Source organism: Pseudomonas sp. MWU12-2319, assembly GCF_023242525.1.
GTDB lineage: Bacteria > Pseudomonadota > Gammaproteobacteria > Pseudomonadales > Pseudomonadaceae > Aquipseudomonas > Aquipseudomonas gingeri_D.
The window spans coordinates 1-12,953 of record NZ_JALJES010000012.1; the positions used below are offsets into that span (position 1 = coordinate 1).

At 63.0% G+C, this 12,953-nt stretch carries 9 protein-coding genes and 1 pseudogene; 1 reads left to right on the top strand and 9 read right to left on the bottom strand.

What is annotated here, in order from left to right; genetic code table 11:
* Positions 1-359, top strand: a pseudogene (locus M5C01_RS19515) (metallo-dependent phosphatase); the annotation flags it as partial.
* Positions 360-492: 133 nt separating this feature from the next.
* Here the strand turns inward: M5C01_RS19515 and M5C01_RS19520 are convergent.
* From M5C01_RS19520 to algK, 9 genes are all read right to left on the bottom strand, one after another.
* On the bottom strand, positions 493-1,938 hold the full coding sequence (locus M5C01_RS19520) for a mannose-1-phosphate guanylyltransferase/mannose-6-phosphate isomerase (protein ID WP_152740134.1): 1,446 nt from the start codon (positions 1,936-1,938) through the stop codon (positions 493-495).
* A 259-nt stretch (positions 1,939-2,197) separates the two neighbouring features.
* Positions 2,198-2,866: an alginate O-acetyltransferase AlgF gene (locus M5C01_RS19525; RefSeq protein WP_152740136.1), complete on the bottom strand. Its 669-nt coding sequence runs from the start codon at positions 2,864-2,866 to the stop codon at positions 2,198-2,200.
* Positions 2,867-2,880: 14 nt separating this feature from the next.
* Positions 2,881-4,059 (bottom strand): alginate O-acetyltransferase, encoded by a 1,179-nt coding sequence (locus tag M5C01_RS19530; RefSeq protein WP_152740137.1) that lies wholly within the window; start codon positions 4,057-4,059, stop codon positions 2,881-2,883.
* A gap of 11 nt (positions 4,060-4,070) precedes the next feature.
* A complete protein-coding gene (locus M5C01_RS19535; protein WP_152740138.1) occupies positions 4,071-5,621 on the bottom strand; it encodes an MBOAT family protein in 1,551 nt (516 codons plus the stop codon).
* A 244-nt stretch (positions 5,622-5,865) separates the two neighbouring features.
* Complete coding sequence (locus M5C01_RS19540) at positions 5,866-6,996, bottom strand: mannuronate-specific alginate lyase (protein ID WP_152740139.1); 1,131 nt, start codon at positions 6,994-6,996, stop codon at positions 5,866-5,868.
* A complete protein-coding gene (locus tag M5C01_RS19545) occupies positions 6,993-8,426 on the bottom strand; it encodes an alginate O-acetyltransferase (protein ID WP_103499057.1) in 1,434 nt (477 codons plus the stop codon). Before M5C01_RS19545 ends, M5C01_RS19540 begins: the two co-directional genes overlap by 4 nt.
* 11 nt (positions 8,427-8,437) lie before the next feature.
* A complete protein-coding gene (gene algG / locus M5C01_RS19550) occupies positions 8,438-10,054 on the bottom strand; it encodes a mannuronan 5-epimerase AlgG (RefSeq protein WP_152740140.1) in 1,617 nt (538 codons plus the stop codon).
* Positions 10,054-11,538, bottom strand: a complete 1,485-nt coding sequence (locus M5C01_RS19555) for an alginate export family protein (protein ID WP_152740141.1) — start codon at positions 11,536-11,538, stop codon at positions 10,054-10,056. The genes algG and M5C01_RS19555 overlap by 1 nt, the downstream gene beginning before the upstream one ends.
* A complete protein-coding gene (algK, locus tag M5C01_RS19560) occupies positions 11,535-12,944 on the bottom strand; it encodes an alginate biosynthesis TPR repeat lipoprotein AlgK (RefSeq protein ID WP_152740142.1) in 1,410 nt (469 codons plus the stop codon). Before algK ends, M5C01_RS19555 begins: the two co-directional genes overlap by 4 nt.
* Positions 12,945-12,953: the final 9 nt, after the last annotated feature.

The following is a 12,953-nucleotide window of genomic DNA, read 5'->3' on the forward strand; positions in this document are numbered from 1 at the left end:
CACGTTCGTTTACTCCCCGCGACTCGCTGGCGCTCCACAAGCAAGCGCGGGCATGGCTGGAAGGTGAGCTGGCAAAGCCCTTCGATGGCCAGACGATTGTGGTCACGCACCATGCGCCGCTCAGGCCAAGCCTGGCGGAAAAGTTCGCGACGGATCGCGCCTCGGCGGGTTATGTGAACGATCTGCCTGCTCTCGTGCGCGCGCCGGTTGCGCTGTGGATCCATGGTCACACCCATACTGCATTCGATTATTTCGCAGAAGGCACGCGTGTGATCTGCAATCCGCGTGGATATAGCGACCAACGTTCGAGGGCGCCTGAAAACCCGTTGTTCAGATGGGACAAGGTCGTCGAGATCTGAGCAACCGGATACAACTCACCGAGAGGAAATACGTTTTCGGTGTGAGTAAGTGGGCAAAAAACACCCCCGCCTCGCTGGCTGCGGATAGGGGGTACGCAGCCAGCGAGGCGGGGGTGAGTGGAACCCTGTTTAATTACTGCGCAATGGTTTTCACCTCCTGCTCAACCGCCGTCGAACGCCCATACACATCCTCAAACCGCTCGATATCGTCTTCACCCAGGTAACTGCCGGACTGCACCTCAATAATCTCCAACGGAATCTTCCCCGGATTACGCAGGCGGTGCACCGAAGCAATCGGGATGTAGGTCGACTGGTTCTCGCACAGCAGGAACACCTTCTCGTCGCAGGTCACCTCGGCCGTGCCGCTGACCACGATCCAGTGTTCGGCGCGGTGGTGGTGCATCTGCAACGACAGGCAGGCCCCCGGCTTGACCGAGATGTGCTTGACCTGGAAACGCCCGCCCATGTCCACCGAGTCATAGGAGCCCCAGGGCCGGTAGACCTCGCAGTGGTTCTGGGTTTCGCTGCGGCCCTGTTCGTTGAGGGTGTTGACCATCTGTTTCACGCCCTGAACCTTGTCCTTGTGGGCGATCATCATGGCGTCCTTGGTTTCGACCACGACTATGTCTTCCAGGCCGATCACCGAGACCAGCTTGCCGTTGCCGTGGATCATGCAGTTGTGGCTGTCCTGGATCACCACGTCGCCCTTGCTGACGTTGCCGTTTTCGTCCTTTTCATGCACGTCCCACAACGATGACCAGCAACCCACGTCACTCCAGCCGGCGCTCAATGGCACCACGCAGGCACGCTGGGTTTTTTCCATTACCGCGTAGTCGATGGAGTTGTCCGGGCACTGGGCGAAGGTGGCTTCGTCGAGGATCACGCCGTCGCCGTCCTGGGTGCTGCGCTCCAGGGTCAGCAGGCAGGTGTCGTAGATGTCCGGGTCGTGCTTTTTCAGCTCTTCGAGGAAGCGGCTGGCGCGGAACAGGAACATGCCGCTGTTCCAGAAGTAACCGCCGGCTTCGACGAACTCGGTGGCGCGTTTTTCATCGGGCTTTTCGACGAATTGCGAGACTCGGCTGACACCCTCTGGCAGCAGCGCGTCGTTGCTTGATTTGATGTAGCCGTAGCCGGTTTCCGGTTTGGTTGCCGGGACACCGAACAGCACCATTTCGCCACTTTCGGCGGCGACCGTGGCCAGGGCCAGGGCGCGTTGCAGGGCTTTCTGGTCGTCGAGCACGTGGTCGGCGGGGAGGACGAGCATCAATTCGTCGCGGCCCTCGTTGACCAGCAGCATGGCGGTCAGGGCCACGGCCGGGGCGGTGTTGCGGCCGAAGGGCTCCATCAGGATGCGCTGGGTGGTGAGCTGGCGGCTGCTCAACTGTTCGTTGACGATAAAGCGGTGGTCCAGGTTGCAGACCACGATGGGGCTTTCCATGCCGTCGAATACCAGGCGTTCCAGGGTTTGCTGGAACAGCGTTTCCTTGCCGGTAAGGGCGAGGAATTGCTTGGGAAACTGCTTGCGCGAAAGCGGCCAAAGACGTGAGCCGCTACCACCTGAGAGGATTACTGGAATCATGGTGTTACTCCTTTAAGCGATCTATGGGTTAGAGCTACTGCGTTCTGTCGTTTCACTCTTGTTGTTGTTTCGGGCCGGGCGAAGGGCTCAAGGTGACCGCATTCCTTATGGGGGCGCTGTTTGTGTGGGAGCGGAGCTTGCCCGCGAAGCTTTTAGCGCTCTTAAGGGTCTCTTCGCGGGCAAGCTCCGCTCCCACAGGTTGGGCTTCCACAGGGGCATCAGCGGAGGGCATGAGGTTTGTGTTCGCCTGGCGAATTCATCAGCGGGTCGAAACCGGGCGCTTGACCCACACCGGCGACAGGTTGCTGCCGTTGCCCGTGACGTAGAGCACCGCCGCTTCACCGCGCTCCAGGGCCACCGGCTTGAGGTCGCTGACCTTGGTGGTGCCGTCGTACAGCGCAAAGCTGACTTTCACCGGGTTGATCTCGCGCTCTCCGCGACCTTTGGCCGCCACCGACTGGACCACGTCGGTCTTGCCGTCGGCGGTCTTCAGGGTCAGGGCCTTGTCACTCAGGTTCTGCACCCGCACCAAGGACTTCTGCTTGTTCTTGAACGGCGGCTCTTCGATCAGTTGCGGCTGGCCGCCAGCGTTGTTGACCAGGGTGTAATAGTGGTCGGCGGCCAGTTTCAGCGGCAGGCCCTGGCTGCCGACCTTGGCGCTGTAGTCGCCGCCGGGCATAAAGCTGAAATCACTGCTGGCCAGGGGCGCGACGTCATTGATCGCGGTGGCGCCGATGGTGGCGCTGACTTCCTGGTTGCTGGCGTTGTAGATACGCACAAAGCTCGAACCTTTCGGCGCGACCGGGCCGTACAGCGCGGCATCGCCACCCGCCCAGACCGGCAGGGACAGCAGGCTCAGGCCCGCAGCCAGGGCCAGGGTTTTGACCGTGCGTTGTTGGACGTTTTTACGAGTGACGTTGAAGGTCATGGTAAGTACCTCTTTCAGTTTTGCGCCTGTACAGGCGACTCGGATTTAGGTGTGTTCAGAACCAGGTTCTGCTGGTGCAGACCTGCGGCTTTCAGTTGCGCGACCCACTGCGGGTCGGCATCGCCGATTTCGTTGTTGACCGGCAGGTAGCGCTCCGGGAATTCCCAGATCAGCAGCTGCGGCGGGCTGTTCTTGAAGGCGTCGCTTTCCAGGTAGGCGAGCATCGGCAGGATCGGGCCGTGGCCGTCTTCGGCGTAATTCACCACGTCGCGATGCAGGGCCTGTTTCAGCGCGCCGACGAAGTTCCAGTTCGGGTTGGCGCTGTAGCTGGTACCGATCAGCGCAACCGGGACTTCGGTGTTGGCGAACAATGCGTCTTCGCCGGCCGTTTGATCTTCAACCGCGCGGGTGGTGCGTTTTTCCAGGGGCTCCTGGGGCGGCATCAGGTTGCTGAACAGCGGGTCCAGTGGCAGGAACAGGGTCAGGTCGCCCTTGTGCTGTTCGGTCTTCTCGGCTTCGGTGACAAAGCGCTGCGGCTCGCCGCTGAGCGGGGCGTGCTGGCTGATGGCGTCGGCCAGTTGGGTCGCGGCGATTTGCGCGCCGTCCGGGGTCCAGTGGGTGTCGGTGCGCAGGAATACTTGCCGGCCTTGGTCCTTGGCCCGTTGCAACGGGCCGAGCAGGTCGGGGGCGAGGATCCGGTCGGCGGCGACCCGGGCATGGAAGTCCTGGTAGAGGTTGGCGTGGATGCTCGCCGGGCGGACATCGCCCAGGTGTTCCGGGTACAGGCGGACCTTGGCCGGAACGATCGCCATCACCAGCTTCACGCCCTTGGCCTTGAGGGTCTGGCGCACACCTTCGACCAGGGCGTAGTTGTCTTGCAGGTTCTGCTGCTCGCCGGCGATGGGGTTGAACTCCTCGTCGCTGTAGAGCCACTGGTCACGGCCCAGCACCACGCCGGGACGGCCTTCGTTGAACAGCTTGAAGTCCAGCGCGGCCCAGAGATTGGTGCCCAGGCGCTTGATCGGGAACTCACCGTCGTAACGGGTTTCCACCGCCTTGGTCCAGTGCCCGTCGAGCAGGGTGGCGTCGGCGTTGGTGCTGAAGCCGATAAAGCTGCGCAGCGACCACAGCCCCAGCGCCAGCAAGGTGGCGAGGAACAGGGCGATGTAGAGGATGTGTAATGAGCGGGTCATGGTCGGCTCCCTCAGAATTGGAAGTAGAGGAACGGCGAGAAGCTTTGCGCCGAGAGTTTGAGAATCGAGGCGATAAACAGCAGCAGCACCAGGGTGCGCATCAGGTAGCGCGGCCAGTCGGCGACCCAGTAGGCCGGTTGCACCTGGGCCTCTGTGCCGACGCTGTAGCCGGGTTCGTGAATGCTGCCGGCTGCTTCGCCGGGGACGGCCTTGATCAGGCCGGGTTGCGCGCTGGCCGGGCCGTCGGCGGGTTTGGCCTTGGCGGCGGGCGGGTTGCTGTAGAAGTCCCGCAGGCCGAAGAACGCCAGGGTCGCGTAGGCCAGCACCAGGGTCGCCACTTGCAGGCCGGTGAGGCTGGCGCGGTTGAGTTCCGACAGCGACCACTCGCCGAAGCTGAACATGGCGCCGTACATACGTGCTGCGACGTGGAGGTTTTCCGAACGGAAGATCACCCAGCCCATGATCACCAGCAGGAAGGTCAGGGCCCAGCGGATCGGGTTGAAACGCCGTGGCGAGGTGTCGATGCCGAGGGCTTTTTCAAGCGCCAGCCACAGGCCGTGCCAGGCACCCCAGACGATGTAAGTGAGGTTGGCGCCGTGCCACAGGCCGCCGAGCAGCATGGTCAGGAACAGGTTGCGGTAGGTGGTCAGCGTGCCTTTGCGGTTGCCGCCCAGGGTGATGTAGAGGTAGTCCCGCAGCCAGGTCGACAGGCTGATATGCCAGCGCCGCCAGAACTCGGTGATCGACTGGCTGATATAGGGCTGCTTGAAGTTCTCCATAAAGCGGAAGCCCATCATCAGGCCCAGGCCGATGGCCATGTCGCTGTAGCCGGAGAAGTCGAAGTACAGCTGCGCGGTGTAGGCCAGGGCGCCGAGCCAGGCATCGCCGGTGGTCGGGTGTTGCAGGGCGAAGCAATGGTCGGCGACCACCGCCAGGGTGTCGGCGATAAAGACTTTCTTGATAAAGCCCTGCATGAACCGCGTGGCGCCCTCGGAGAATTTGTCGAGGGTGTGGGTGCGGTTGTTGAATTGGTCGGCGAGGTCGCGAAAGCGCAGCACGGGGCCGGCGATCAGGTGCGGGAAGATCGCCACGAAGGCCGCGAAGTCGATCAGGTTGCGGGTCGCCGGGGTGTCGCCGCGGTAGACGTCGATGATGTAGCTGATGGACTCGAAGATGTAGAACGAGATGCCGATCGGCAGCAGCACGTGGGTCAGGATAAAGGGTTTGAGACCGAACGAGGTCATGATCGCGTTGAGGCTGTCGACGCCGAAGTTGGCGTACTTGAAGTAGCCGAGGATGCCCAGGTCGACGGCGACGCCCAGCAGCAGCCAGCGTTGGGCCGGTTTGCTGCGCACGCCGGCGGCGCCGACCTTGAGGCCGATCCAGTAGTTCCACAGGGTCACGCCAGCGAACAGCGCCAGGAAGTCGACCCGCCACCAGGCGTAGAACACGTAGCTGGCGATCAGCAACAGCAGGTTGCGATAGCGTTGCCCGCTCAAGTAGTACAAGCCGAGGAAGATCGGCAGGAACAGGAACAGGAATACGTTGGATGAAAAGACCATCCCGAGCTCTCCTTGTTTCATCAACGGTCAAGGGCCGAAGCCCCCCCAAACCCCCCATGAAATCCGGGAGGCTCTACAACATTTGAATCAGTCCCAGCCTCCCCCCACATTTCACTGTGGAAACCCATGCCCCTGTGGGAGCGGAGCTTGCCCGCGAAGCTTTTGGCGTTCTTGAGGGCCCCTTCGCGGGCAAGCTCCGCTCCCACATAAGCTGCGTTCTCACAGGAGAGTGGGAGGGCTGGTGTTACGGGCTTTTGTTGCCCTTCTCATGGGTAGGGTCGTAGACCTTGGTCAGGTCGCCGCCCAGGCGGAAAGTCTTGAACGGTTGCATCGCATGTTTGTGTTCAAGCACCTCCGGCGCGCAGGTGTAGAGGCTGCAGTACGGTTCCAGCCAGGCAAATTTCGAGTCGACCTTGAGGTCGGTCATGTCCTGTTCCTTGCCGTTCCTGGCCTGGAACTCCTCGGGATCCTTCACGCCGGCCAGCACCCGATCACCCAGGCGCTTCAGCGCACCATTGTTTTCCTGGCGCAGGTCCACGCCATTGGCCAGGGCAAAACTGGCGATCATCGCCAACGGCGGCAACGCATAGTTGTGATAGGCCAAGGCCCGCTGCTGACGCTTGAGCTCATTGGGCAGGAACCCCTGCGCATCGACCTGGTTGGCGCCGATCTTGTATTCCTTCACCGACCAGTCGAACAGGTCGCGACGGTCGGTGGCGATCGCGGTCGCCATCACCGACCAGGCCGCCCAGTACGAGTGGTTGTTGGTTTTTTCCAGCGGCAGGTTGTCCCAGTCGCTGACCACCTGGTCGGCCATCTTGCTGAACCAGGCCTCGATCAGTTGCGCTTCCTTCTGGTGGGTCGCCAGCGGACGGGAATCGGAGAACTTCAGGCGGATATAGGCCGAGGCCATGCTGCCCAGGGCCCATTTGCGCATGGACTTGCCGGTGTGGTTGAAGTCCTTGGACATCAGCGCATCGGCCTGGGCCCAGGCGGTCAGCCAGTTCAGGGTGCAGCTCAACTGGTCCGGGCGACCGTCGCGCATGAACTGCATCACCCGCTTGCTGGTGCCGCGTTCCATCCTGGTGATGTCGGAGGTGGTGTCGCGAAAGGCTTTTTCCGACTGCACATTCAGTGTCGAGCGGGCCTTGTCGGAACCCTCGTATTTGCTGCGGAACTGCAACGAACCGGTGTAGGGCGGGGGCATGCTGTCGCAGCCGTCGCTGTTGTCGCCGGTCTTGATCTTGTCGATGGCGGCCAGGTAACCCTGGGGCGGACGCAGTGGCGCGGCGGCCTGGGCCGAGCCGGCGATGATCGCCAGGCCGAGCAGCGAAGGGGCAAGCAGTGTGCGCAGTTTCATCGGTAGGCTCCTCATAACCCGGCCTGTGCCACATGGGGCTCGGCGCTGGGGAATACGTTGCGTTTGCAGATCTTCGCCTCGACTTGCTGCGGTGCGGTGCCCGCTTCCGGGCCCTGGACTTCGACGGCCAGCAGGTTCTGGTTGGCCCAGTCTTCGTCGGTGCGCAGCTCAAAGGCGAAACGTCCATCCGTGTCGGAGGTTTGCGGTTTCTCGATCTTGATGTCCTCGTGGCGACCGTTCATGTACCAGAGGGTGGCGTGCAGGGTTTTCACCGAGGTGTCGGCGAAGCGGATATCGACCTGGTGCCCGCTGTTGCGCAGGTCGCGGTTGTTGCTGTTGACCAGCAGTTCGTTCTTGCCCGTCTTGAGCGTGCTGCTGGCGCTCATCTCGGCGGTCTTGCCTTCACAGCCGTTGTCGAGCAGGGCCATCATCTGCCGGTAGATGGTTTCCTGGTCGAGGCGATACAGCGGCGAGAATTCCCAGATCAGCACCTTCGGCGGGGTCTTCTGGAACGCCTCGCTGCCCAGGTACTGCAGCATCGAGCCTTCCAGGCCGCCACCGGGGAAGGCGACGTTGAGGATGTCGGCGCCGATGTACTGCTGCAGGAAGCCGGCGAAGTTGTAGTTCTTGCCGCTGTGGCTGGTGCCCACCAGGGTGATCTGCGGGTTGCCGGCATCGCCGAACAGGTCGCCGTCCGCCGCTTCGCCCTTGGGCTCGGTGCTGAACTGTTCCATGTACTGGATCGCGTAGCTGGTGCCGCAGAGCTGGCCGGCCATGTTGTGCAGGGTGCCGGTCTTGCCCATGCGCCCGGAGACCTTGGTCTCGAATTCACGGTGGGGAATGTCGGCAAAGCCCGGCATCTTTTTCACCGTCTCGGCAACGATCTTCGCGGTGCGTTCGGCGCCGTACGGGGTCCAGTGCTGGTCGCCACGGAAGTAGAAATCGTGGGCCTGCTGCTCGTTGGTCAGCGGTGACAGATCCGGCACGTGGTAGCCCATCTTGGCGAAGCGCCCGAGCATCGCCTGGTAGTTGCCCAGGGCTTTTTCATAGTCGAACTTGGCGCGCTCGGCCGGGAACAGTTTGTTGCGATCCACCAGGCCACGGGTCGGCTGATAGACCACCACCAACTCCACGCCCTTGCTCTTGAAGGCATCGTGGAGCTGTTGCAGGCGCCGGTAACCGGCGGGGCTGGTGTCGAACTCGGTGCGCAGGTCTTCCTGGGTCCGGAACAGCCAGTCGCCCTGGGCCTGGACCAGGGTGGTGAAGTTCTGCTGGTAGCGGCTGACGTAGTTTTTCGCGTCATGGGCTGCCGGGCACAGGCTGCAGCAGGGCTCGGCGGTAAAATTCGGCGCCTGGACTTCCTCGGCCATGAGGTTGCCGCTGGCGGCGAAGATCGCCGCGGCCAGGCCCGACAGGCCGAGCAGTTTGATCAGGTGTGGGTTCATAAAGGTCGTCCTCAATCCCGCAGGGGTGTCTGGCGTTCGACGGGGTCGATCAGCACGGCTTTCTGCTGGCGCACCAGCAGGTCGAGAATTTCATCCTGGCGCTCGCCGAGAATCCCGCTGAAGCTGATGCCACTGTTTTTTGTCGGGGCGAGCATGGAGACCCGGTACAACTCGACACTCAATGGCGAGTCGATGGACAGCGGGCCGCTGCCGTTGCCGGCGAGTTCGCCGCCGACCACGATCAGCGAGACCTCGGCGTCGAACGGGTCGAGCTTGATGTCGCGGTCGGTGTCGCTCAGGTCCTTGATATGGCCATAGACCCCGGTCAAGCCGTTGGCCATGGCGACGTTCTCGTACAGGCGGATATTCACGCTGTTGCGGATGCGGATGCCGTGGCGCTTGTTGCCGATGACCTTGTTGGCGTAGATCAGGTTGTCGGCGCTCTCGTAGAGGGTGATGCCGTCGGAGTGGTTCTGGTAGATCTGGTTGTAGGCGACCAGGTTGTTGACGCTGTTACGGTCGATCACCAGGCCCGAGAGGTGGTTGTCGTAGCTGCGGTTGTTGAAGATGAAGCTGTCGTTCACCTCCCGGGAAATGATGATGCCGTGCTTCTTCCTGGTCCCGTGCACCGTGTTGTCGGCGATGATCAGCCCATGGGAACGGTCGTGGGGGTCGATGCCGTAGACGATGTTGTCGCGGTAGGTATTGCCCTTGAGCACGAAGTCGCGGGTCTCGTAGCAGTAGAAGCCGTACCACATGTCCGAGAACTCGGAACCGATGATCCAGCCGGTCGGCTCGGGCCGCTTGAGCACCTGGGCCATGTTCGGCGTGTACTGGGAAATACTCACGCCGTAGGATTTGCTGTTGGCGTAGCCGAAGCTGGCCATCTTGCTGTTGACGATATAGGTCTCGGTACCGCCCCAGGCCAGTAGGAACGGGCGGAACTCCTGGGGCGAACGGAAGGTCGCCGGGCCGTTGTCCGCTTCGCGCCAGCCGGTGACCCTGGTGTCGCGGATAAACAGCTGGCCGTCGTTGATCAGGAACGCGCCACCTTCTTGGGACAGGCGCAGTTCCTGGGTCTGTTTGTCGATTTCAAGGATGCCCTTGCGTCCGACCACGATCGGCAGCCTGGCCAGGAACACCCCCGGCGAGGTTTCGCTGATGTATTGCTTGGGCAGTTTCTTGCTCAGGTCCTTGAGGTTGATATAGCCGTCGTCGATAAAGATCGCCTGGGGAATGCCATGCTGGCGGACCACCCATTCGGCCATCTTGTTGTCACCGCCGATAAAGTCCTTGAGGGCATCTTCCTGCATCATCCGGCGCACGCTGATCTTGCCCGGTTGGCTGCGCACGATCTTCGCCGCGACGGCCTCGGCGGTGTAGCCGCGCAGGTCCGGAAGCTTGGGTTTTTCCAGGTGCAGCGGCGCGGTCGGCGCGCTGCCAACGGTGTAGGTCTTGGCCTGTTGCAGTTCCTTGGCCAGGATCGGTGCGTGCCCGGTTTTAACCGGCGGCACGTCGACGCTGGCAAAGGCCGCGCTACTGGCCAGCAGCAGGGCGCCGGCCCATACGCTGAGCGAGCCTTGCAGGGCGCTGTGGTTCATCTCGGTCACTCCCTTGGCGGTCTGCATCAGAAGCGCCAGATCACGTCGACAAACGCGCGGTGCATATAGGAATCGACGTTCTTGCCGTAGGCATCGCCGGGCTTGAACACGCCGCCGCGAAAGCGCACCAGCGCCGAAGGTTCGTCGATGGATTGGCTCAGGGCCGCCGGCAGCAGGCCTTGCTTGAAGTACTTGGTCAGCACCAGGTCGACTTCCTGGCCGAGGTCTTTCTTGCCGTCCTGCAACGGCAGCGAGGCGCTGGAGAGCAGGGCGCCGGTGGCGTCGTCGTAGTTGCCCTGTACGGCGTTGATGCCGTTGCTGCCGACGTCCTTCTGCCCGTCGACGCGCCAGAACTTGTGGTAGATCAGGCTCGCGTCGTAGTCCTCGCGCAGCTGCCAGGAGCCGAACAGGGTGGCGGTCTGCAGGTTGTTCATTTCGCCACGGAAGGCTTCGCCGAAACGGTGGGTCCGCGAACGGGTGCCGGCGAAGTTCGAGCGGTTGCTTTCCAGGCCGTTCTGTTCGTAGTCGCCGCTGGCGCGGGCATAGGCGGCGCCGACCTGCCAGTTCGGGTCGAGGCGCAGGCGCACGCCGAGGTCGGTGGCCCAGCCGTTGATATGGCTGCCCTGGCTGGCATCCACGGGGCGGCTGCCGTCGGCGTTGAGCGGGTTGACGCTGTCGCGGTGGCCGCTCATGCCGGTCAGGCTGGCCCAGTAGTTGACGGTGTTGGTGTTTTTGAAATTGTAGGCATCGCTGTCGGCTTCCAGACCGAGCCAGGTCAGGTCGCCGTTGGCCTTTTTGTCCAGCGGGTCGGCGACGACGCCGGGTGTCGGGTAGTCGAGCTTGCCGTCGTCATGGGTGTGGTGGGCGCGTACGCCGAGCCACTGGCCGGGTGTCCACTGGTAGGCGACGTCGCCGTAGACATGCAGGCGGTCCTTGTCCTGGGGCGCGAGTTCGGTGAGTTCGGTGCGGTATTCGCTGAAGCGCTCGGCGGCGCCCAGGTTGGCCCGCAGCAGGGTGGTGTCGAAGGTCCAGTTCAGCGCCTCGATATTGGTGTCGCGCCATTGCCCGTCGTCATTGCGCAGGCGCTGGCGACCGAGTTTCAGCATCTCGCCCGGATAAGGGGTCAGGCCCTTGTAGCCGACCCAGAATTCCCGCAGGGCCAGGTAGCTTTTGTCCGGCTTGCGGGCGTCGTTGCTCGAGGTTTCCTGGCTGGCATCGGCCTGTTGCAGGGTGTCGGTTTCAATGATGTCGCTGGCGGTCACGGCCTGGCCCATGGCGTAGGCGCTCCAGTTGCCGCGCTCGCCGTAGACCCACGGCCGCAGGTCCAGGCCGATGCCGTTGACGTCGCCACCCTTGAGGGTGCCGAGGTCGCGGTCGTCTTCGGATTGACCGGTGATTTTCACTTCGAGGCCGAAGTTCTTGGTCTCGGTGATCGCCGCCAGGCTCGGGCAGGACCAGAGCAGGGCAAAGCTCAGGCCGATACCGGCCTTGACGAAAGGATTGAGAGTCATAAGGTTTTTTCCTCGCGGTCGCCTTCCTGCAGGACTTGTCGCAGGTCCAGCGGGTTGCGGCTCAGGGTCCCGCGCAGGCGCTGTTCCTGTTGCAACAGGCGCTGGGCATCGGGGCGTTGGGCAGGCGGCAGCTGTGCGTCGAGTTGTTGGGCCAGCTCATTGGCCAGTGGGGTGTCCTGGGCTTTGGCCAGTTGACTGAACACGTAGGCATTGAGCGGGTCGGGCTTGGTCCCACGGCCCAGGGAAAACAGTTGGGCGATGGCGAAGTCGGCGCTGTTCTGGCCGTTGCGGGCGGCCTTGAGCAGGTGGTCGAGGGCCTTTTGCGAGTAGACCTGGCCGAGGTAGCCCCGGCGATAGATCTGCCCCAGGTAGTAATCGGCGGCGACTTCCTTGCCGACGGCTTTCTGGAAGTGCGCTTCGGCCTGTTTGGCATCGGCCGGCACCCATTTGCCTTCGTAGTAGAGCTTGCCCAGCAGCAGTTCGGCGCGGGGCTGGTCGGCGGCGCGGCCGTTGTCCAGGTATTCCATCATCTGCTTGACGTCGCCCAGGGCGGGGAAGTCGTAGAGCAATTGCGCAAGGCTGACCCAGGACGCCGGGTAGCCGGGGGCGATCTGCTCGAGCAGCGCTTGCGCGGTCTTTTCATCCGGCTGGCCGAGGCTCGCATCGCTGAGCACCCGGGCCACGCTGTCGACCCGTTGGGCACCGACCGCGCCACGGCTGTAGGCGGTTTGCAGTTGCTTGAGCAGGGCTGCCTGCTGGTCTGGCTGGGCGCGTTTCTGGTACACGGTGGCCAGCTCGACGTAGCAGATGTCGCTGCTGTTGAGCGCGCTCTTGCAGATCTTTTCCACCTCGTCCAGATGCTGGTCGTAGCTGTCCTGGGTGCGGTAGAGCAGCACTTGCGCCAGGCCCGCTTCCGGGTAGCCGGCGTTGCGCCATTGGCTGATCTGTTGCTGGGCGTTGACCTCGGGGAAGCTCTGGGGGAATTGCAGGTAGAGCATCGCCAGGGCGATCAGGGTGTTGCCTTCACCATTGGCGAAGGCCTTTTTCAACAGGCCTTCGGCTTCGCGGTGTTCGGCTGCACTGGCGCCGGGCTTGGCCACCAGCAGGCGGCCCAGGCGGGCCTGGGCCCGGGACGAAGTGTCGGCGGCGGCGCGGTAGGTCGCTTCCGCCAGTTTGAGCTGGGCCGGATCGCGGCTTTCCACCTGGATATCGGCCAGGCCAACCTGTGCGTCGCTGTAGCCCAGGTCCGCCAGCTGGCGGTAATTCTGCTCGGCCAGGGCGGTGTCGCCGCGCTTGAGCGCTTCATTGGCCAGGCGCTGGTCCGGCAGGCCGGCGCAACCGGCGAGGCTGATCGCCATGGCCAGTGTCAGCGGTAGGGGCAGGGTACGTAAGGTCGTCACAGGCATGTCCTCCGC

Excerpts from the sequence above, each read along its gene's own strand:
- M5C01_RS19520 (WP_152740134.1), bottom strand. The coding sequence starts at position 1,938 with ATGATTCCAGTAATCCTCTCAGGTGGTAGCGGCTCACGTCTTTGGCCG.
- M5C01_RS19525 (WP_152740136.1), bottom strand. The coding sequence starts at position 2,866 with ATGACCTTCAACGTCACTCGTAAAAACGTCCAACAACGCACGGTCAAA.
- M5C01_RS19530 (WP_152740137.1), bottom strand. The coding sequence starts at position 4,059 with ATGACCCGCTCATTACACATCCTCTACATCGCCCTGTTCCTCGCCACC.
- M5C01_RS19535 (WP_152740138.1), bottom strand. The coding sequence starts at position 5,621 with ATGGTCTTTTCATCCAACGTATTCCTGTTCCTGTTCCTGCCGATCTTC.
- M5C01_RS19540 (WP_152740139.1), bottom strand. The coding sequence starts at position 6,996 with ATGAGGAGCCTACCGATGAAACTGCGCACACTGCTTGCCCCTTCGCTG.
- M5C01_RS19545 (WP_103499057.1), bottom strand. The coding sequence starts at position 8,426 with ATGAACCCACACCTGATCAAACTGCTCGGCCTGTCGGGCCTGGCCGCG.
- algG (WP_152740140.1), bottom strand. The coding sequence starts at position 10,054 with ATGCAGACCGCCAAGGGAGTGACCGAGATGAACCACAGCGCCCTGCAA.
- M5C01_RS19555 (WP_152740141.1), bottom strand. The coding sequence starts at position 11,538 with ATGACTCTCAATCCTTTCGTCAAGGCCGGTATCGGCCTGAGCTTTGCC.
- algK (WP_152740142.1), bottom strand. The coding sequence starts at position 12,944 with ATGCCTGTGACGACCTTACGTACCCTGCCCCTACCGCTGACACTGGCC.